At 68.4% G+C, this 20,424-nt stretch carries 20 protein-coding genes; 13 read left to right on the forward strand and 7 right to left on the reverse strand.

What is annotated here, in order from left to right; all coding sequences use genetic code 11:
- Nucleotides 1-9 precede the first annotated feature (9 nt).
- From ACH46_RS10105 to mptB, 4 genes are all read right to left on the reverse strand, one after another.
- Entirely contained in the window at nucleotides 10-930 is a 921-nt protein-coding gene (locus ACH46_RS10105; protein WP_062392782.1) for a COX15/CtaA family protein, read from the reverse strand.
- The gene (locus ACH46_RS10110; RefSeq protein WP_062392783.1) at nucleotides 927-1,730 is read right to left on the reverse strand and encodes an ABC transporter permease; all 804 of its coding nucleotides are present in this window, start codon (nucleotides 1,728-1,730) and stop codon (nucleotides 927-929) included. Before ACH46_RS10110 ends, ACH46_RS10105 begins: the two co-directional genes overlap by 4 nt.
- Nucleotides 1,727-2,695 carry an ABC transporter ATP-binding protein gene (locus ACH46_RS10115; RefSeq protein ID WP_193392961.1) on the reverse strand — a complete coding sequence of 323 codons (969 nt, stop codon included), beginning with the start codon at nucleotides 2,693-2,695 and terminating at the stop codon, nucleotides 1,727-1,729. Before ACH46_RS10115 ends, ACH46_RS10110 begins: the two co-directional genes overlap by 4 nt.
- Nucleotides 2,696-2,793: 98 nt before the next feature.
- Nucleotides 2,794-4,572: a polyprenol phosphomannose-dependent alpha 1,6 mannosyltransferase MptB gene (gene mptB, locus ACH46_RS10120; protein WP_062392785.1), complete on the reverse strand. Its 1,779-nt coding sequence runs from the start codon at nucleotides 4,570-4,572 to the stop codon at nucleotides 2,794-2,796.
- Between the two features lie 116 nt (nucleotides 4,573-4,688).
- Between mptB and ACH46_RS10125 the strand changes: the two genes are divergently transcribed.
- From ACH46_RS10125 to ACH46_RS10160, 8 genes are all read left to right on the forward strand, one after another.
- Nucleotides 4,689-5,435, forward strand: coding sequence for a helix-turn-helix transcriptional regulator (locus ACH46_RS10125; protein ID WP_062392786.1), 747 nt, complete (start codon nucleotides 4,689-4,691; stop codon nucleotides 5,433-5,435).
- Entirely contained in the window at nucleotides 5,432-6,868 is a 1,437-nt protein-coding gene (sufB, locus tag ACH46_RS10130) for a Fe-S cluster assembly protein SufB (RefSeq protein ID WP_062392787.1), read from the forward strand. The genes ACH46_RS10125 and sufB overlap by 4 nt, the downstream gene beginning before the upstream one ends.
- Nucleotides 6,868-8,043 (forward strand): Fe-S cluster assembly protein SufD, encoded by a 1,176-nt coding sequence (gene sufD, locus ACH46_RS10135; RefSeq protein ID WP_062392788.1) that lies wholly within the window; start codon nucleotides 6,868-6,870, stop codon nucleotides 8,041-8,043. The genes sufB and sufD overlap by 1 nt, the downstream gene beginning before the upstream one ends.
- A 38-nt stretch (nucleotides 8,044-8,081) precedes the next feature.
- Nucleotides 8,082-8,852 (forward strand): Fe-S cluster assembly ATPase SufC, encoded by a 771-nt coding sequence (gene sufC / locus ACH46_RS10140; protein WP_062392789.1) that lies wholly within the window; start codon nucleotides 8,082-8,084, stop codon nucleotides 8,850-8,852.
- Nucleotides 8,853-8,879: 27 nt separating this feature from the next.
- Nucleotides 8,880-10,145, forward strand: coding sequence for a cysteine desulfurase (locus ACH46_RS10145; RefSeq protein ID WP_062392790.1), 1,266 nt, complete (start codon nucleotides 8,880-8,882; stop codon nucleotides 10,143-10,145).
- A 13-nt stretch (nucleotides 10,146-10,158) separates the two neighbouring features.
- Nucleotides 10,159-10,623 (forward strand): Fe-S cluster assembly sulfur transfer protein SufU, encoded by a 465-nt coding sequence (gene sufU / locus ACH46_RS10150; protein ID WP_062392791.1) that lies wholly within the window; start codon nucleotides 10,159-10,161, stop codon nucleotides 10,621-10,623.
- A gap of 37 nt (nucleotides 10,624-10,660) precedes the next feature.
- The gene (locus tag ACH46_RS10155; protein ID WP_062392792.1) at nucleotides 10,661-11,017 is read left to right on the forward strand and encodes a metal-sulfur cluster assembly factor; all 357 of its coding nucleotides are present in this window, start codon (nucleotides 10,661-10,663) and stop codon (nucleotides 11,015-11,017) included.
- Between the two features lie 74 nt (nucleotides 11,018-11,091).
- Entirely contained in the window at nucleotides 11,092-11,970 is an 879-nt protein-coding gene (locus ACH46_RS10160; RefSeq protein WP_062392793.1) for a GGDEF domain-containing protein, read from the forward strand.
- 4 nt (nucleotides 11,971-11,974) lie between these two features.
- Here the strand turns inward: ACH46_RS10160 and ACH46_RS10165 are convergent, their stop codons facing one another.
- Nucleotides 11,975-12,550, reverse strand: a complete 576-nt coding sequence (locus ACH46_RS10165; RefSeq protein WP_062392794.1) for a helix-turn-helix domain-containing protein — start codon at nucleotides 12,548-12,550, stop codon at nucleotides 11,975-11,977.
- Between the two features lie 49 nt (nucleotides 12,551-12,599).
- On the opposite strand from ACH46_RS10165, the gene ACH46_RS10170 reads away from it, so the two are divergent.
- The 4 genes from ACH46_RS10170 (at nucleotide 12,600) to ACH46_RS10185 (ending at nucleotide 16,774) form a co-directional block, all read left to right on the forward strand.
- Nucleotides 12,600-13,544: an NAD(P)/FAD-dependent oxidoreductase gene (locus ACH46_RS10170; RefSeq protein WP_062392795.1), complete on the forward strand. Its 945-nt coding sequence runs from the start codon at nucleotides 12,600-12,602 to the stop codon at nucleotides 13,542-13,544.
- 120 nt (nucleotides 13,545-13,664) lie between these two features.
- A complete protein-coding gene (locus ACH46_RS10175; protein ID WP_062392796.1) occupies nucleotides 13,665-15,131 on the forward strand; it encodes an FAD-dependent oxidoreductase in 1,467 nt (488 codons plus the stop codon).
- A gap of 63 nt (nucleotides 15,132-15,194) precedes the next feature.
- On the forward strand, nucleotides 15,195-15,551 hold the full coding sequence (trxA, locus tag ACH46_RS10180) for a thioredoxin (RefSeq protein WP_062392797.1): 357 nt from the start codon (nucleotides 15,195-15,197) through the stop codon (nucleotides 15,549-15,551).
- Between the two features lie 77 nt (nucleotides 15,552-15,628).
- Nucleotides 15,629-16,774 carry a DUF7373 family lipoprotein gene (locus tag ACH46_RS10185; RefSeq protein ID WP_062392798.1) on the forward strand — a complete coding sequence of 382 codons (1,146 nt, stop codon included), beginning with the start codon at nucleotides 15,629-15,631 and terminating at the stop codon, nucleotides 16,772-16,774.
- Here ACH46_RS10185 and ACH46_RS10190 read toward each other — a convergent pair.
- Nucleotides 16,761-17,906: a lycopene cyclase family protein gene (locus ACH46_RS10190; RefSeq protein WP_062392799.1), complete on the reverse strand. Its 1,146-nt coding sequence runs from the start codon at nucleotides 17,904-17,906 to the stop codon at nucleotides 16,761-16,763. The two genes, ACH46_RS10185 and ACH46_RS10190, sit on opposite strands and share 14 nt — an antisense overlap.
- 6 nt (nucleotides 17,907-17,912) lie before the next feature.
- The gene (locus ACH46_RS10195; RefSeq protein ID WP_062392800.1) at nucleotides 17,913-18,686 is read right to left on the reverse strand and encodes an SDR family oxidoreductase; all 774 of its coding nucleotides are present in this window, start codon (nucleotides 18,684-18,686) and stop codon (nucleotides 17,913-17,915) included.
- 99 nt (nucleotides 18,687-18,785) lie between these two features.
- On the opposite strand from ACH46_RS10195, the gene ACH46_RS10200 reads away from it, so the two are divergent.
- The gene (locus ACH46_RS10200; protein WP_062395236.1) at nucleotides 18,786-20,414 is read left to right on the forward strand and encodes an ABC-F family ATP-binding cassette domain-containing protein; all 1,629 of its coding nucleotides are present in this window, start codon (nucleotides 18,786-18,788) and stop codon (nucleotides 20,412-20,414) included.
- Nucleotides 20,415-20,424 lie beyond the last annotated feature (10 nt).

The following is a 20,424-nucleotide window of genomic DNA, read 5'->3' on the forward strand; positions in this document are numbered from 1 at the left end:
GCCAGTGGGTCAGGCGACGCGCTTGGCGGCCAGGACCAGCTGCGTGGCGCCGATCATCAGGATCGACGCGCCGAACATGTGCAGGATCACCAGACCGGCCGGCACGTGCAGCACGTACTGGACGTACCCGATCAACCCCTGAAGCAGTACGACGGCGCCGAAGATCACCGTCGACCTGCGCAGCGACGACACGCCGGCGATCGCGAGGACGATGATCGCAGCGGTCAGGCCCACCATCACCCACACCGCGTCGGCGTGGAGGATCGCCATCTGATCGAAGCGGAGGCCGTTGCGCATCGCGATGTCGTCACCCGAGTGGGGGCCCGACCCGGTGACGATGGTGCCGAAGTACACCGCGACCCAGGTGGTCACGTAGATGGCCCACGCCAGAATCACGGCCACGCGGCGCAGCACGGGCGGCTGAGGGGCCGCCGCACCCGTCGATGCGGCATTATCGCGCGGACGGACGTGGATGGCGAGCCACGTGGCGATCGAGATGATCACCATCGTCGCCACGAAGTGCAGGGACACCGCCCACGGGTTCAGGTGGGTGAGCACGGTGATGCCGCCGATGACGCCCTGCAGGGGTACACCGAGTGCGACGATGAGGGCGAGCTTGCGCGCGAGGCGGTCGACGGGACGCCTGCGGATCACCGCGACGAAGGTGGCGACCGCGACGGCGACGAGGACCCAGGTCAGGAGCCGGTTGCCGAACTCGATGACACTGTGGATGCCCATCGCGTTGCCGGGGACGGGGGCGATATTGCCGGACGTGCACTGCGGCCACGTGGGGCAGCCGAGGCCGGAGCCGGTGACGCGGACACCGCCGCCAGTCACGACCAGCAGGACGTTGGCCGCGACGTTGGCGATCGCCCACCCGTAGAGGAACTTCGCCGTGGGGTTCTTGAACCCGAACCACGTTGCGATCATTGGAACCGGAACCACCTAACTGCCAGGGCGCCGCCGACGACGGCCCAGACGATGAGAACGCAGAAGCCGAAGACGTCGACCGACGAGTCCAACGCTCGCGTGAGCGACTCGGTCAGGGCGCCGGACGGGGACAGTCGTGCGATCGTGTGCACGACGCCGGGCACGTGCTCGTCGAACACGACGAGGCCGGCGAGGCCGAGGAGGACGAACCAGATCAGGTTGCCGAGGGCCAGGACCACTTCGGCTTTCAGAGTGCCGCCGAGCAGCAGTCCGAGGCACGCGAAGGCGGCGGTGCCGAGGACGATGGCCACCGCGCCGAGCGCCAGACCCTCGATGTCCGGTCGCCAGCCGAAGGCCAGGCCGATTCCGCCGATGACGAGGGCCTGCAGGATCACCACCAGCAGCACCGCGAGGGACTTGCCCGCGATGATGCCCCATCGGGGGATCGGAGTGGCACCGAGACGTTTGAGGGCGCCGTAACGGCGGTCGAAGCCGACGGCGATCGCCTGCCCGGTGAAGGCGGTCGACATGATCGCGACCGCCAGGACCGCGGGGACGAAGGTCGTGGCACGGGCCGCAGGGGTGTCGCCCGCCTCGCTCGTCAGGGGCAGGAGACTCATTCCGATCAGCATGGTGATCGGAATGAACATCGTCAGCAGCAGTTGTTCGCCGTTCCGCAGCAGCAGGACCAGCTCGAGCCGCGTCTGCGCCGCCAGCATCCGCGCGAGCGGGGCCGGCCGCGGGTTGGGCGTGAACGTGCCGACAGGGAATCTGTTCGATGCCGGGACCTCGGAGGTCATGCCCGCACCTCCCGTCCGGTCAGAGTCAGGAACACGTCCTGCAGCGTGTTGGTCGCGACGTTCATCGACTCGATGAGGATGTCGTTGTCGGCGCAGTGGCGCGAGATGGTCGCGATCAGTTCGGGGTTCACGTCGCCGGTGACCAGGAGTTCACCCGCGGGGGAGACGTGGCAGCGGTAGCCGTCGGGCAGTGCGGTCTCGAGGGCGGCCGGTGTCAATCCGTGGGCGCTGATCCGGAGTTGGCCCTCGGCGTCGCGACGGACCAGGTCGGCGGGCGCCCCGGCGGCGACCGCGCGTCCGCGGTCGATGATGACGATCTGATCGGCCAGCTCTTCGGCCTCGTCGAGCAGATGGGTGGTGAGCAGGATCGACACGCCGTCGGCGCGCAGCCTCGAGATCAGTTCCCAGACCATGATCCGGGCGTGTGCGTCGAGCCCCGCCGTCGGCTCATCGAGGAAGACCAGTTCCGGTCGCCCGACCAGCGCGCACGCGAGGGACAGTCGCTGCTGCTGGCCGCCCGACAGGCGGCGGAAGCCGGTGTTCGCGACCTCTGTGAGCCCGAGAGCCTCCATCAACCAGTCCGGATCCAGCGGATCGGCGCTGTAGGCGGCGCACAGACGCAGCATCTCCTTGGCCTTGGCGCCGGGGTAGGCGCCGCCGCCCTGCAGCATCACGCCGATACGACTGCGGAGGGCGTCGTTCTCGCCGACGGGATCCATGCCGAGGACGCGGACCTCGCCGGCGTCGGGGCGGGTGAAGCCCTCGCAGATCTCGACGGTGGTGGTCTTGCCCGCCCCGTTGGGACCGAGGAGAGCCAGCAGTTCGCCTCGCGGCAGGGTCAGATCCAGGCCGTCGACCGCGGTCTTCTCACCGAATCGTTTGACGAGCCCGCGCACACGCAGTGCGGCGTCGCCCGCGGCCGGTGTCACGGCCGGTACCGGGCGGGGGGAGAGAGCATCAGGCACGACCACCAGCCTAGGCCAGAGGCCCAGGTCACCCGGCTGTGGGCCTCACTCGACGAGCCTGCCGACCACGTGACTCGCCGTCCGTTGAAACCCGCGTCTTACTGCGCCTTCTGGCCGCGGCGCCGACGGATCCACCGCCGGAGCGGACTGTCGATGAAGAAGAAGGCCCCGGCGATTGCGACCATGATCACACCGGTGGCGAGCCCCTGGGCGACGACGAGGGGACTGGTGTCCGAACTCGTGGGCATCACGACGATCGCGATGATGCCGGAGATGGCGACCGTTCCGACACGGAACCAGCGGGTGGTGGCCCAGGCGGCGAGCGGGATCACCGCCCACAGGAGGTACCACGCCTGGACGAACGGGAAGAACACGACGACGGTCGCCATCGCGATGCCGAGGGCGCCGATGGGGTGCACGCGGCCGGCGAGGCAGGCGAGCAGCCAGCGGACGACGAGGACGGCTGCGAGGAGCTGGCCGATCGGCCGGGCGATGTCGAGGATGGCCTGGGTCTGCTCACCCATCCCCAACCACAGACCGATGCGTCCGGAGACCACCGACAGCAGGGTCGGCATCGACATCCACGACCGGACGATGCCCCCGGTGCTGAGGGTGTGGACCCATCCGAAGCCGAGGCCGGTCAGGAGTCCGATGGCTCCGACGACGGCTCCGGTGATCACGCCCATCAGGCCTGCGGCCGCGGTCAGGGCCGCCAGCGAGTGGCGGGACCGCGCCCACCATTGCCGGACCGGAGCATGCCGAAGAGCCGGGAGTGTGGCACCCCAGCGTCGGGCCAGCGCCACGCCGACGAAGCCGAGCGCGAGCATCGACGTCACCTTGATCATCGACGATCCGGCGATCATGACGACGCCCGCGACCAGGATCCACCCGTCGCGAGACGGAACGAATCGTCGGTCCGGTCGACTGAGTCTCCCGTCGCCGTAGATCGCTCGGAAGCACCATTCGATGCCGACGAGCATCATGCCGAGCATCAGGGATTCGTTGTGGATGCCGCCCACCAGGTGCAGGATCAGCAGCGGGTTGAGGGCTCCGAGCCAGAGCGCCGCGACCGCCGACACGCCGCAGCGACGCGCCAGTCGGGGGAGCGCCCACACGATCATCAGCACGCCGGCGATCGCGACGAGTCGGTGCAGCAGCACCGCGGCGGTGATGTTCTCACCGGTGATCGCGGTGATGCGCTCGCCGATCCACAGGAACAGGGGGCCGTACGGCGCCGGCGTGTCCTTCCAGAGATTCGGCACCGACAGCGTCAGCGGATGATCGACACCGAGACCGCGCATCGGACTGTAGGTATAGGGGTCGAGGCCCTTATAGCCGATCGCGCTCTGCGCCAGATACGAGTAGACGTCCTTGCTGAGCAGTGGCGGCGCGACCACCAGCGGCGCCACCCACATCAGGAGGGTGCGGTCGGTCTGCCCGCGCGTCATCCGTCGGTCGGGGCTGCGTCCCTCCGCCACCTCGACGCGGAATCGACCGACCGCGAACCGGCCGAGCATCACCCAGGCGACGACCAGCATGATCGCGCCGCCGATCGAGATGGTCAGCGCGGTGGAGTACATGCGCGAAGGCAGGGACAACAGACGGGTGCCGACGATCGGGTTCTGCAGGACCGGGATCATGCCGGTGCCGAGCGATCCGATCAGGATCAGCATCGAACCGGTGGTGCCGAATAGGCGGACGCGACGCATCCGCATCGTCTCGAGACGGTTGAGCGGTCCGACCTCGTGCTCGTCGTCGTCGTGCATGCGGGCCACGCTCATGCCGTACTCGCCGGTGCGGTCGACGTCGCGCTCGACCGCAGGCTTGGCGAGGCCTATGTAGTCGATGGTCCGTCGCACGAGGGGGAGTTCAGGCACACGAAGACTCTAACCGGTGGGGTCCGACGCCCACGGCGGAGGAGAATTCTGTGAGATTTAGGCGACCCTTGCTAGCCCGGTGGAAGTATTTAGGTAACAATATTGTTGTGAAAAGCATGAGCGGTGACGAGAGGCTGCTGTCACAGCGGCCCGCAGACGGGACTGGCCCCGACGGCCAGACCCGCGCTGCAGTCGTGTCATTGCTGGTCGACGAGGGGCCGATGACGGCCAACGACATCGCCGATCACCTCGGGATCTCCACCGCAGGCGTCCGCCGACACCTCGACAACCTGCAGAGCGACGGAGACATCGAAGTCGCTCCCGCCGGGTTCTCCAAGAGTGGGAAGGCCACGCGTGGCCGACCCGCCAAGTGGTTCCAGTTGACGCCCAAGGGGCGTGGCAAGCTGCGTCACGCCTACGACGATCTCGCCGGTGCGGTCATCCGCAAGCTGCGCGACGTCGCCGGCCAGCAGGCCGTCGAAGAGTTCGCCCAGGAGCGGATCGACGGCATCACCGAAGACGTGGTGCCGGTCGCCGAGTCCGGTTCGGTCATCGCTACCGTCAATCAGATCACCGATGCTCTCACCGCCGGTGGATATGCAGCCAACATTCGCGAAGTCGGTGCCGGCCTGCAGATCTGCCAACATCACTGCCCGGTCGCCCACGTGGCGGCTGAATTCCCGGAGCTCTGCGAGGCCGAGACGGCCAGATTCACAGAGCTCCTCGGTACGCACGTTCAGCGGTTGGCGACCATCGCCAACGGTGACTGCGTGTGTACGACGCACGTGCCCGTGCACGTCATGACTGACGGAGGCCGCCAGCCCGCGACCTCTGACACCCCCGATGGAAAGGTTCCCCGATGACGGTCACCGATCCCGCCGCCACTGCGCTGACGCAGGAAGAGACGATTGCTTCCTTCGACCGCTACGGCTACGGCTGGTCCGACAGCGATGCGGCAGGAGCGGCCGCGACACGCGGTCTCTCCGAGGCCGTCGTGCGCGACATCTCTGCGAAGAAGAGCGAGCCCGAATGGATGCTCGAGTCGCGGCTGAAGGCGCTGCGCATCTTCGATCGCCAGCCGATGCCTGGCTGGGGTGCTGATCTGTCGGGCATCGACTTCGACAACATCAAGTACTTCGTGCGCTCCACCGAGAAGCAGGCCACCTCGTGGGAGGAGCTGCCGGAGGACATCCGCAACACCTACGACCGCCTCGGCATCCCGGAGGCCGAGAAGCAGAGCCTGGTGGCCGGCGTCGCCGCGCAGTACGAGTCGGAGGTCGTGTACCACCAGATCCGCGAGGACCTGGAGGAGAAGGGTGTCATCTTCGTCGACACCGACACCGGCCTGCGTGACTACCCGGAGCTCTTCGAGGAGTACTTCGGCAGCGTGATCCCGGCGGGCGACAACAAGTTCGCCGCGCTGAACACCTCGGTCTGGTCGGGCGGCTCGTTCGTCTACGTCCCGCCGGGCGTCCACGTGGAGATCCCGCTGCAGGCCTACTTCCGCATCAACACCGAGAACATGGGCCAGTTCGAGCGGACGCTGATCATCGTCGACGAGGACGCCTACGTCCACTACGTCGAGGGCTGCACGGCCCCGGTCTACAAGTCCGACTCGCTGCACTCCGCGGTCGTCGAGATCATCGTGAAGAAGGGCGGCCGCTGCCGATACACGACCATCCAGAACTGGTCGAACAACGTCTACAACCTGGTGACCAAGCGCGCCAAGGCCGAAGCGGGCGCCACCATGGAGTGGGTCGACGGCAACATCGGCTCCAAGGTCACCATGAAGTACCCGGCCGTCTGGCTCACCGGCGAGCACGCCAAGGGCGAGGTCCTGTCGGTCGCCTTCGCCGGCGAGGGCCAGCACCAGGACACCGGCTCCAAGATGGTCCACCTGGCGCCGAACACCTCGAGCAACATCATCAGCAAGTCGGTCGCTCGCAGCGGCGGACGGTCGTCGTACCGCGGCCTGGTGAAGGTGAACCCGGGTGCGCACGGCAGCCGGTCCACCGTTCAGTGCGACGCGCTGCTGGTCGACAAGATCAGCCGCAGCGATACCTACCCGTACGTCGACATCCGCGAGGACGACGTGACGATGGGACACGAGGCCACGGTCTCCAAGGTCAACGACGATCAGCTCTTCTACCTGATGAGCCGCGGAATGACCGAGGAAGAGGCCATGGCCATGGTGGTCCGCGGCTTCGTCGAGCCGATCGCCAGGGAACTGCCGATGGAATACGCCCTCGAGCTCAACCGGCTCATTGAACTGCAGATGGAAGGATCGGTCGGCTGATGGCGGACTCCGCATCCACTGCCGCGCCCGCGGTCGTGGTCAACAAGGGTGAGCTCTTCACCTCCTACGACGTCGAGGCCTTCGAGGTCCCGTCGCAGCGGGAAGAGGCGTGGCGCTTCACCCCGTTCCGCCGTCTGCACGGTCTCCACAACGGCACCGCAACGCCCACGGGGGCCACGGTGGTCGAGACCACCGGTGTCACCGACGGCGTCACCGTCGAGACCGTCGGTCGCGACGACGAACGTCTCGGTCAGGGCGGCATCCCGTTCGACCGGGTCTCCGCGCAGGCGTGGTCCTCGTTCGAGTCGGCCACGGTCGTGACGATCGGCAAGGAGGCGCAGGTCGCCGAGCCGGTCTTCCTGACGATCGACGGACCCGGCGTCGACCAGGTCGCCTACTCGCACCTGCAGATCCGCGCCGAGGCCTTCTCGAAGGCCGTCGTCGTGGTGGATCAGCGCGGCAGCGGCGTGATCGGCGAGAACGTCGAGATCGTCGTCGGCGACGGCGCCCACCTCACGGTGATGAACGCTCACGAGTGGGAGGACGACGTCACCCACGTCACCACCCATCACATCTCGCTCGGTCGCGACAGCGTGCTGAAGCACTTCGCGGTCAGCCTCGGCGGTCACACCGTCCGCCTGTCGCCGCACGTGCAGTACACCGCGCCCGGCGGCGACGCCGAACTGTGGGGACTGTACTTCGCCGACGGCGGGCAGCACCTCGAGCAGCGCCTCCTCATCGATCACTCGCAGCCGTATTGCCGCTCGCACGTGGTCTACAAGGGCGCGCTGCAGGGCGACGAGTCCGGCGACAAGCGCAAGGAAGCCCACACCGTGTGGATCGGCGACGTGCTGATCCGCCCGGAGGCCGACGACACCGACACCTACGAGCTGAACCGCAACCTGGTGCTCACCGACAACGCCCGCGCCGACTCGGTGCCGAACCTCGAGATCGAGACCGGTGAGATCGTGCGCGCAGGCCACGCCAGCGCCACGGGCCGCTTCGACGACGAGCACCTGTTCTACCTGCAGTCCCGCGGCATCCCCGAAGACCAGGCCCGCCGCCTCGTGGTGCGCGGCTTCTTCGGTGAAGTCCTCGCCAAGGTCCCGGTCCAGGACCTTCGCGACCGACTCGAGGCGGCCATCGAGGCCGAACTCGCCATCGCTGGCGCCTGAGCTCACCACCTCACACACCTGTTAAGGAATCACCACTGATGACCACCCTGGAAATCCGCGACCTGCACGTCGACGTCACCCAGACCGACCCCGACGCGGAGCCGATCCACATCCTCAAGGGCGTGGACCTGACCATCAACTCCAACGAGACCCACGCCATCATGGGCCCCAACGGCTCGGGTAAGTCGACGCTCTCGTACGCGATCGCCGGTCACCCGAAGTACACCGTCACCTCGGGCACCATCACCCTCGACGGGGAGGACGTCCTCGCCATGAGCGTCGACGAGCGTGCCCGCGCCGGACTGTTCCTGGCGATGCAGTACCCGGTCGAGGTCCCCGGCGTCTCGATGTCGAACTTCCTCCGCAGCGCCGTCACCGCCGTCCGCGGCGAGGCGCCGAAGCTGCGCCACTGGGTCAAGGAGACCCGGACCGCGATGGCCGAGCTGGAGATCGATCCGGCGTTCGGCGAGCGCAGCGTCAATGAGGGATTCTCGGGCGGCGAGAAGAAGCGCCACGAGATCCTGCAGCTGAGCCTGCTGAAGCCGAAGGTCGCGATCCTCGACGAGACCGACTCGGGCCTCGACGTCGACGCGCTGCGCATCGTCTCCGAGGGCGTCAACCGCTACAAGGAGGCCGAGAACGGCGGCATCCTGCTGATCACGCACTACACGCGGATCCTGCGTTACATCAAGCCCGATTTCGTCCACGTCTTCGTGAACGGCCGCGTCGTCGAGTCGGCGGGCCCCGAGCTGGCGGACGAACTGGAAGAGAACGGCTACGAGCGCTTCACCTCGGCAGTCGCCAACTGACCACGCGTGAGGAAGAGGGGAACTGACATGACCACTGCGACAGCTCTGGATGTCACGGCCCTGCGAGCGGATTTCCCGATCCTGTCCCGCACCGTCCGCGACGACAAGCCGCTCGTCTACCTGGATTCGGGTGCCACCTCGCAGCGCCCGCTCCAGGTGCTCGACGCGGAACGCGACTTCCTGCTCAATCACAATGCGGCCGTTCACCGCGGCGCGCACCAGCTGGCGGAGGAGGCGACCGACGCGTACGAGCACGCACGCGCCGCGATCGCCGGCTTCGTCGGTGCGGCCGTCGACGAGATCGTCTTCACCAAGAACGCGACCGAGTCGCTGAACCTGGTGGCGTACGCGCTCGGTGACGATCGCAGCGCCCCGTTGTTCGGCGGCAAGGCGCTCGGTGAGGGCGACACCATCGTCGTCACCGAATTGGAGCACCACGCCAACCTGGTGCCGTGGCAGGAACTGTGCCGTCGGACCGGCGCCACCCTGCGCTGGTACGGCATCACCGACGACGGCCGGATCGACCTCGACTCCCTCGAGCTCGACGAGTCCGTCAAGGTGGTCGCGTTCACGCACCAGTCCAACGTGACCGGTGCCGTGGCCGACGTGCCGGAACTGGTGCGTCGAGCGCGTGCCGTGGACGCCTACGTCGTACTCGACGCATGCCAGTCGGTGCCGCACATGCCGGTGGACTTCGCGTCGCTCGGTGTGGACTTCGCCGCCTTCTCCGGCCACAAGATGCTGGGCCCCTCGGGGGTCGGCGTTCTGTACGGCCGGGCAGCGCTCCTGAGCCAGCTGCCGCCCTTCTTGACGGGCGGATCCATGATCGAGACCGTCACGATGGAGTCGTCCACCTACGCACTGCCCCCGCAGCGTTTCGAGGCGGGCGTGCCGATGACCTCGCAGGTCGTCGGACTCGGTGCCGCGGTGGAGTACCTCGAGAAGATCGGCATGGACGTCGTCGCGGCACACGAGCACGACCTCGTCGTGCACGCCCTGGATCGCCTCGGCGCGATCGACGGCCTGCGGATCGTCGGACCGCGCGACGCGCAGATGCGCGGCGGTGCGATCGCGTTCGACGTCGAGGGCATCCACGCCCACGACCTCGGGCAGATCCTCGACGACGAGGGCGTCGCGATCCGCGTGGGTCACCACTGCGCGTGGCCGCTGCACCGCCAGTTCGGCGTGCAGGCCAGCGCCCGCGCGTCCCTCGCCGTCTACAACACGCTGGACGAGATCGACGCCCTGGCCGACGCGATCGGCGTCGCCCAGCGATTCTTCGGCGAGCGGTGATGGGAGGCCTCCGATGAGGATGGAGCAGATGTACCAGGAGGTGATCCTGGACCACTACAAGCATCCGCACGGTCGCGGTCTGCGCGATCCGTACGGTGCGGAGGTGCACCACGTGAACACGTCGTGCGGCGACGAGGTGACGCTGCGCGTCGCGGTCGCCGACGGCAAGGTGTCCGACATCTCGTACGACGCGCAGGGCTGCTCCATCTCGCAGGCCTCCACCTCGGTGCTGTTCGACCAGGTGGTCGGACTGTCGATCGACGAGGCCATGGCGACCCTCACCTCGTTCAACCAGATGATGACCTCGCGCGGCCAGGACGCGGGCGACGAGGACGTCATCGGCGACGGCGTCGCGTTCGCCGGCGTCAGCAAGTACCCGGCCCGCGTCAAGTGCGCGCTGCTCGGTTGGATGGCGTTCAAAGACGCTCTCGCGCAGAGTCTCGCGTCCGACGAGGGCGCGGTCCACACCTCAGTTTGACCCCGATCCCGATCCCGTTTCCATGAGGAGCATTCCAATGACCGAGACCCCCGCAAACCCCGCACCGGTCGACACGTCGCTGCCGTCCATCGACGACATCGAGGAGGCCCTGCGCGACGTCATCGACCCCGAGCTCGGCATCAACGTCGTCGACCTGGGCCTGGTCTACGGCCTCGAAGTCGACGACGACGCGGCCGTCAAGATCGACATGACGCTCACCTCGCCGGCCTGCCCGCTGCAGGACGTGATCACCGATCAGGCCCGCGGCATGCTGGTCAACAGCGGCCTCTGCACCGACATGGAGATCAACTGGGTCTGGATCCCCGCGTGGGGCCCGGACAAGATCACCGACGACGGCCGCGAGCAGCTGCGCGCCCTGGGCTTCACCGTCTAATCGTCGCGCACGATCGCGGTCGTGCGGGCCCGCTCCATCGGGCGGGCCTCCGCATGATCCGCAGTTATCTCGTAGTGACCACGGCGGTGATCATCGTGGCCGTCGTGTTGTCGTTGAGCCCGGTGGGCTCAGACCAGGACAACGGATCGCCGACCGGCGGCCTGATGGCCGCCGGTTTCGGCGTCGCCGGGCTGATCTGGCTCGGTGTCAGGCCGCGCGCACTGGTGCCTGCGGCGGTCATGGCGTGCGGCGCGATCATGGCGGTGATGGCGTTCCATACGAAGACGTCGGCCGAATACCTGTGCTTGATCCCGGCCATCTTCCTCGCCATGGTCCTGCGCGCGGCGCTGTCGCGTCGGGCGGCAGACGTCCTGGTGCTCGGTCTGGCCGTCGGGTGTACCGCGGCGTGGGTGATCGCGCCCGCCCCGGCCCTGGTCTTCAGCTATGTGGTCGCCGCGCTCGCGATCATCGCCGGGGCTCGGATCTTCGGGTACCTTTCGGACGCGCTGTTGACCGCCGCCCACACCGACCCGTTGACCGGCGTGCTGAATCGCGCCGGGTGGGACGTCGAGACCGCGAAGCTCGCGCGCGTCCACCCGCTCACTGCGATCGCGGTCGTGGATCTGGACGACCTGAAGGTCACCAACGACACCCTGGGGCACCCCGCCGGCGATCGGCGCATCACCGACCTCGCCGAATCGATCGGGGAGGCGGTGCCCGCACGGTCCGTTCTCGCCAGGATGGGCGGCGACGAGTTCGCCGTCTGCCTGACGGGATCGGCCGACGAGCTGTCGGATGTCGCGACGACACTCCGCGGACTCAGCGGTGCAACAGTCGGGATCGCGTTCTCGGCGGACATCGCGACTCGGCGGGCGGCAGCCGAGGAACTGTACGCGGCCGCCGACGAGGACCTGACTCTGCGGAAGGCCGCGCGCCGCGTCGGTCGACGCTAGGGGCTCACCGCGGGAGATGCGCGCGCTGTCCTTCCCGGTCGAAGATCGTCAGGATCTCGGTGACGCCGCCGTGAGCGCAGAACGCGTGGGGCGTCATCGTCGAGAACTCCGCGGCCTCACCGGCCTCGACGTAGACGATGCGTTCGCCCAGCGTGAGGCGGATGCTGCCGGACAGCACCGTGAACCACTCGTGTCCGGCGTGAATGCGCGGCGTCGGCCACTCCGACGGGGGTTGCAGCCGCATCTTCGCGACCATGACACCCGCGTCGGCGCGGTCGCGAGAGAGCAACCAGGTGATCGCGTCGCCGTCGGACTGCGCTTCGGGTCGGATCACCACGTCCTCGTCGGCAGCGGGTTCGACCAGCCGATCGAGGGAGATGTCGAGGGCTCGCGCGATCGGCACCAGCTGATCGAGGGCGACGCGACGGCCGCCGGTCTCGATGCGGGACAGCGTCGATGCGCTCATCTCGCATCGGCGCGCCAGCGAGTCGAGTGTCCACCCGCGCGCTAGCCGCAGGCTTCGGATCCGTTCCCGCACGAGCCCGTCCAGATCGGGAGGTCCACTCACTTCTTGCGTCATAGGCAAGAGAATAGGCGTAAACCGCAATCAGCGTCGTACGGTTCAATCCATGAGCGGAAACCAGACTTCACCCATCAACGACATCGATGTCGCGGTCGTCGGCGGCGGCGCGGCAGGACTCTCAGCGGCCGTCGCGCTCGGCAGATCACTGAGGTCGGTCGTCGTGATCGACGCAGGCGAACAGCGGAATCTACCCGCTTCGACGGCGCACAACGTCCTGGGCCGCGAAGGCGTCGCACCGCGGGACCTGATCGCTGCGGGCCGAGAAGAAGCGGAGCGCTACGCTGCGGAGATCGTCGCCGACACCGTCGTGGAAGCGCGTCGCGACGACGAGGGTTTTGCGCTGGTCCTCGCGTCCGGACGAATGATCAGGGCGCGACGAATCCTTCTGACCACCGGTCTCGTCGACCACCTCCCCGATATTCCGGGTCTCGCCGACGCCTGGGGCGCCACCGTCCTGCACTGCCCGTACTGCCACGGCTGGGAGGTGCGCGGCCAGCGCATCGGCGTCCTCGCGACCGGCCCGATGGCAGAGCATCAGGCACTGCTGTTCCACCGGCTGAGCGACCGGGTCACGGTCTTCGACCATGCGGCCGTCCTCGACGGAGCGGCCCGTCGGCGACTGGCGGCGATGGACGTCTCGGTGGTCGACGGTGCGGTCGGCGAGGTCCGCGTCGACGGCACACGGGTACGGGCGGTGCTGGTCGGGCCGACGGCATACGAGGTGGACGCGGTGGTCGTGGGCTCGCGGATGCACGCTCGCGCGGAGGTGTTCACGATGCTGGGTGGAACGGTGTCGGAGCACCCGCTCGGCAGCGTCGTCGAGGTGGATCCGATGGGCCGGACGTCCGTCGACGGCGTGTGGGCCGCGGGCAACGTGTGCGACCTCTCGGCGATGGTCGGCACGGCCGCCGGCGCGGGGGTGAAAGTCGGTGTCGCGCTCAACGCGGACCTCATCGCCGACGAGGTCAGGGCGCTGATTTCCGAAGTGTAAGAGCCCGGTCAGTGGGACATTCCGTTGATCTCAACAAATCGATCAGAAGGGCGGGCGACGACCGGCGCCCCGGGCACAGACTGGGGCGTGTCCACGCAATCACGACCCGAAGGAAGCTCTATGTTCTCATCGTCGGTACGTCCGCTCGCCCTCGACCAGGTCCCCGAATTCCACCACGAGGCCGACGTGGTGGTCGTCGGCTTCGGCTGCGCCGGCGCGTGCGCCGCACTGGAGGCCGACGCGGCAGGCGCCGACGTCGTGCTTCTGGAGAAGTACAGCGGAGGCGGCGGTTCGTCGGCGCTGTCCGGCGGCGAGATGTACCTGGGCGGCGGGACCTCGGTTCAGCAAGCCTGCGGGTTCGACGACTCCGCGGAGGAGATGCAGAAGTTCCTGTCGGCGGCGCTCGGCCCGGACACCGACCAGGAGAAGGTCGGGCTCTACTGCCGCGACAGCGTTGCTCACTTCGACTGGCTCGTCGCGCAGGGTGTGCCGTTCAAACCGTCGCTGTGGGACTCGCCGACCTGGGTGCCGCCCACTGACGACGGTCTGATGTGGATGGGCGAGCGGGCGCACCCGTTCGCCGACCTCGCGAAGCCCGCACCGCGCGGCCATCGCGTGACGGCGGAGGGCTTCGGCGGCAAGGTCCTGATGGAGGTGCTCGGGGCGCGGGTCGCGGAGAGCGGCGTGGACGTCCACACCGACACCGGCGTCGGACGCCTGATCGTGGACGGGGATCGCGTGGTCGGTGTCGCCGCCCGGCATTTCAACGACACCGTCTACCACCGGGCCACGCGGGGCGTGGTGCTCACCACCGGCGGATTCGGTGACAACGCCGAGATGGTGGCGCAGCACGCACCGCAGCTGGTGGGTTACGGCATCAACAGCGACGGCGGAGACGACGGACGCGGCATCGCACTGGCCCAGGCCGCCGGCGCTGCGGTCCGGCACATGTCGGCCGGGCAGGTCGGCATCTCACTGATTCCGGGGATGGCGATTCGCGGCATGGTCGTCGACGCCAACGGTCGCCGGTTCATCAACGAGGACGTGTACCCGGGGTTGATCGGGCAGGCGGCGCTCTTCAAGCACGGCCTGCACGTCTGGGTGATCCTGGACGAGCAGGCGTACGAGGAGGTTCCCGAAGCCGAGCGGTGGGGCGTCCAGCCGCACTTCGTCGCCGAGACCCTCGCCGAACTGGAGCAGGAGATCGGCATGCCCGACGGCGCGCTCCAGACGACCGTGACCGAGTACAACCGCCACGCCGAGGACGGCCGCGACCCGTACTTCCACAAGGAGGCACGGTGGCTGCGACCGCTCACCAGCCCGTTCGCCGCGATCGACGTGCGACGGGGCATCGCCCCGCCCGAGTACGGCGAGAGCCGCCTCGGCGGCGCCGAGGTCTTCACCACCGGCGGTCTTCGGACCGACGTCGACGGTCGGGTGCTCGATCTGGACGGCTCCGCGATCGACGGCCTCTACGCCGCCGGTCGTGCGACGTCGGGCCTGCACACGTGGGGATACATCAGCGGGACCTCGCTCGGCGACGGAACCTTCTTCGGACGTCGCGCGGGTGCCGCCGCAGCCGGGTGAATCGATCGGCACTTTCGCGGCGCGTCTGGAATATCACCGCGCCCGGTCGGGTTAGATACAGACATGGCAACCATTGATCTGAACGGTACTGACTTCGAGCAGACCATCGTCGACAACGAAATCGTCCTCGTCGACTTCTGGGCCAGTTGGTGCGGCCCGTGCAAGCAGTTCGCGCCCACCTTCAAGTCGGCGTCGGAGAAGCACGAGGACATCGTGTTCGCGAAGGTCGACACCGAGGCGGAGCAGGAGCTGGCCGCGGCGGCGAGCATCCGCTCCATCCCGACCATCATGGCGTTCAAGCAGGGGCGCCTGGTGTTCAACGAGGCCGGTGCGCTGCCGCCGCAGGCCCTCGACAACCTGATCGACCAGCTGAAGGAACTCGACGTCGAGAAGGCGCTCAAGGAGAGCGGCCAGGCGTGAGCCCCGACGCACACGACCGTCATTCGCCCAGCGGATGGCGGTCGTCGTCGTTCGAACGGTGCACTTAGACTCTCCCCATGGCTTTCAAACGCGTCGCACTGACCGTCACGGCAGGACTCTCGATCGCGCTGCTGAGTGCGTGCTCCGTCGACGGCACGCCCACCCGCGGCCCGGTGAAGCTCGACACGGGCAGCTATCAGACCACGCTCGGCGCACCGGCCGGCGACGCCACCAGCGAGAACGAACTGAATCGCCTGCGGGGGCTGCGGTTGGGCGAGTCGATCGTCTTCCACGACGAGGTGGACCCGGTGCTGAACCGCGGCGCGATGCCGACGTACCCGGTGACGAACAAGTCGGGTCTCGCCGGGATCTTCACGGACGTCGACGACGAGCCGTTCATGAAGACCCTGCGCTATGGCTTCTCGGTCGGAGCCGGCGCGAAGGACGACGGTAACGACAAGGGATACAACCACGCGGTGTTCGTCTTCACCGACTCGGCCGCGGCTGCCGCTGCCGCCGACGGTCTGAGGGACTCGCTGTTGAAGTCCGGGGACACGAATCCGCGAACCCCCACCCAGGTGCCGGGCGCTCCCGCGGAGATGCGGGCCGTCACCGGAAAGACCGTCGGCGGAACGGTGACGGCGGGCTTCACCCCGGTCGGCGACAAGGTGATCTACACGTGGGCCGATGCGAAGGACGCGGCGTGGACGGCCACGACGGTGCGCGTCTCCTACGAGAAACAGAAGGCGCTGCTCGACACGATGGCCCCCATCAGCGACGACAAGCGCATCGATCCGGACGGACTGATGCGTGCCGTTCTGCCGACCAAGACGAAGTCCGGGATGTCCGGCGCCGTTCTCGGTCCGCACACCGCGGCACTGATGTTCAACAGTCCTGCCAAGGGATTCGCGGACCAGCAGAAGGCCGGTGTCTCGGCGGTGGTGATGGGTGGCGCCACCGTCATCAAGACCGGGAGCGAGGGGCAGGCGAAGGACTACCTCGCCGAGATCACCGATCGGTCCACGGATCCGACCGCGCGCAAGGCCGCGAGTCCCCAGGACCTGTCGTCCGCGAAGTGCTACACCACCAAGTCGACATTCGGCGCCGACAGCGCCGAGTGCTACCTGGCGGTGGGACGTTACGTCGTCGAAGCCGACGGCGACGACCTCAAGGACGCTCAGCAGAAGGTCTCCGCCGAGTACCTTCTCCTCAAACAGCTCTGATCTCGCCGGACCGCACGAGCCGGGGCACCGTTCGCAGGCTCGCGGCAGCCACCGTCGCCATCAGTCGGGGCGGACACCGTACGAAGACCGCCGCCATCGTCACGAGGAGACCCCCGAGGTCCGACCGGGAGGACAGGTACGCGCGCTGACGGTCCGCTGACAGACGGAAGAAGGCGTCGAAGAACTCGACGAGCTGTGCGGCGTCCAAGCTCAGCAGCACCGCGAGTCCGAGCATCCGCAGCAGATGCACCGCCCGTGCGCATCTCGGCCAGAGGTGCGCGCGGAGATCACGGCCCTCGCGCAGGGCGTCGACCAGCCCGTCGACGGCCCCCAGCGACTGCGCGACGCTGTAGCCGGTCGCCGGGTTCATCAGACCGCCGGCCGCACCGAACGCGAGCGGACCGTCGGCGCGCCACGGCCGTGGCGCGCCGTACAGCGGGAAGTCGACGACCTCCACGGGCGCGTCGCCGGACGCCTCTCCGGTGCGCAGCCGCAGTCGCCGTCGCAGTTCGGCGACCGGGATCGGCGGCGCGCCGGCGAGACAGGTCTCCTGCGTCAACCACCCGCGGCCGGTGGGGATCCGATAGTTGAACGACGCCGGCCGCAGGGCGGAGATCCCGGCGGCGCGCCAGTCCATCAGGACGGTCTCGGTCTGCTCCGGCTCGGTCGCCGCCGATGCGTCGAAGACCCCGAAGGCGGTCTGGCGCGGGACGGGTGCGTCCGCGGGTTCGCCGGTGCCGCGTGCGTCGACCACCTCGCGGGCGGTCAGGACCGTGCCGTCGTCGAGCGTCACGGACCGTCGGCCCAGGCCGGTCGCCGCGCGCGCCACGACGTCGGAGACCGGCATCGACTGTCGGAGCGCTTCGGCGTCGAGCACCAGGTAGCCGCGCTCGATCACCCGGCGATGCGGCGTGTAGACGGCGAAGGACTCGCTGCGGGTCGACACGACCTCCGGATCCAGCCAGTCGGGCGCGTCGTCGGCGTACAGTCCGTAGGTCGCCGACCACGGTCGATCAGGAGCGGGATCGACGAGCGTGACACGCAGTCCCGTGCGTTCTGCGCGGTGTGCGAGGGCTCGTCCGGCGGGTCCCGCACCGACGACGATCAGATCGACGGGCTCACGCGGTGGCACTCGACCTCACATGCCGCCGGTCGCGAGCAGGCCGCCGTCCACGCGGAGCGTCTCGCCGGTGATCCAGGCGGCGGCATCGCTGACCAGGAAGGCGACCGCGTTCGCGATGTCCTCGGGCGTGCCGAGCCGCTTCATCGGATACGGCGCGGCCGCCGCATCTTCACCGGCGGCGACGAGGAGTTCCGCGAACTTGGTCTTCACGATGCCGGGGGCGACGGCGTTGACACGGATCGACGGACCCAGCTGCCACGCGAGCTCCTGGGTGAGGTGGATCAGCGCGGCCTTCGACGCGCCGTACGCGGCGATCAGACCGGTGGAACGCAGGCCTGCGATGGACGCGATGTTGACCACCGCTCCGCCCGACTCCTTCATCCCCGCCCGGTAGGCCTCCTGGACGTATCCGAGGGCGGCGACGACGTTGGTGTCGAACGTCTTGCGGACCGCCCCGAGGTCGGCGTCCATCAGCGGTCCGGCCGTCGGGTTGATGCCGGTGTTGTTGACGAGGATGTCGATGCCGCCGTGCGCGACGGCCGCGGCGATCGCCTCCGCGCGGTGCTCCTCGTGCCCGGTGTTGCCCGCGACCGCGGCGACGACGGCCCCCGGCACCGCGGCGCGCAGATTGGCGGCGGCCTGCTCCAACGGTTCGAGTTTGCGGCCGGTGATCACCACCGCCGAGCCGCGGCGCGCCAGTTCCAGGGCGATGGCGTAGCCGATTCCGCGGCTGCCGCCGGTGACGAGTGCGGAGCGGCCGGTGAGGTCAGGGGAGGGAGCATCAGTCATGGCTCAACCGTAGTCCGGGGCCGCTTCGGCTGTGATGCGTGTCGTCTCGCGGGCGTTCGATTCGGGTTCGCCGCACTCGGATCGGTAGAGTTGACCGCCGTGATCACCGCGACCGACCTGGAAGTACGAGCGGGCGCGAGGACTCTTCTTGCAGCGCCCGGAGATGCGCTGCGCGTGGCGCCCGGAGACCGGATCGGACTCGTCGGGCGCAACGGTGCCGGCAAGACCACCACGCTGCGCATTCTGGCGGGGGAGACCCAGCCGTACGCCGGCCACATCCGCTCGTCCGGACCCATCGGCTACCTGCCGCAGGATCCGAAGGAGGGCGACCTCGACGTCCTCGCCAAGAACCGGGTGCTGTCCGCGCGCGGGCTCGACGAGATCCTCGCCGCGATGGCCCGCCAGCAGGGTTACATGGAGGCGGCGTTCGACGACAAGCACCGGGACAAGGCCATCGCGAAGTACTCCCGACTGGAGGAGCGGTTCGCGGCGCTCGGCGGGTACGTCGCCGAGTCCGATGCGGCACGCATCTGCAACAGTCTCGGCCTGCCCGACCGGGTCCTCGCTCAGCCGCTGCACACCCTGTCGGGCGGTCAGCGTCGTCGTATCGAGTTGGCGCGCATCCTGTTCGGCGCCTCGGACGGCTCCGGCAAGTCCGATATGACCCTCCTGCTCGACGAGCCGACCAACCACCTCGACGCCGACTCGATCCATTGGCTCCGCGAGTTCCTACAGAACCACGAGGGCGGACTGATTGTGATCAGCCACGACGTGGACCTGCTGGCCGACGTCGTGAACCGCGTCTGGTTCCTGGACGCCGTCCGCGGTGAGGCCGACGTCTACAACATGGGATGGACGCGCTACCTGGACGCGCGCGCCACCGATGAGCAGCGCCGCAAGCGCGAGCGTGCCAACGCCGAGAAGAAGGCGTCGGCTCTGCGCACCCAGGCCGCGAAGCTGGGCGCCAAGGCGACGAAGGCCGCTGCCGCCCACCAGATGATCCGTCGCGCCGAGCGCATGATGGAGGAGCTCGACGAGGTGCGCGTGGACGACAAGACCGCGCACATCCGCTTCCCGGAGCCCGCGGCGTGCGGTCGGACGCCGTTGACGGCGAAGGAGCTCACCAAGGTCTACGGGTCGCTGGAGATCTTCACGGGCGTCGACTTGGCGATCGACAAGGGATCGCGAGTGGTGGTGCTCGGACTGAACGGTGCGGGCAAGACCACACTGCTGCGCCTGCTCGCGGGTACCGAGGAACCCGATCTCGGCGAGGTGATCCCCGGCTACGGGTTGAAGCTCGGCTACTTCGCGCAGGAGCACGACACCCTGGACGACGAGGCGACGGTCTGGGAGAACATCCGTCACCTGGCGCCCGACGCCGGCGAACAGGACCTGCGCGGACTGCTCGGAGCGTTCATGTTCACCGGTCCGCAGCTGGAACAGCCGGCCGGAACACTGTCCGGCGGCGAGAAGACCCGTCTCGCCCTGGCCGGGCTGGTGTCGTCGGCCGCCAACGTGCTGCTGCTCGACGAGCCGACCAACAACCTCGACCCGATCTCCCGCGAACAGGTCCTCGGCGCTCTGCGCAGCTACACCGGGGCCGTGGTCCTGGTGACGCACGACCCCGGCGCTGCCGCAGCTCTCGATCCCGAGCGCGTGATCCTGCTGCCCGACGGCACCGAGGACCACTGGTCCGACGAGTATCAGGAGATCATCGAACTGGCGTGATCCGCGGACC

Origin of the sequence: Gordonia phthalatica (assembly GCF_001305675.1) — a bacterium.
GTDB lineage: Bacteria > Actinomycetota > Actinomycetes > Mycobacteriales > Mycobacteriaceae > Gordonia > Gordonia phthalatica.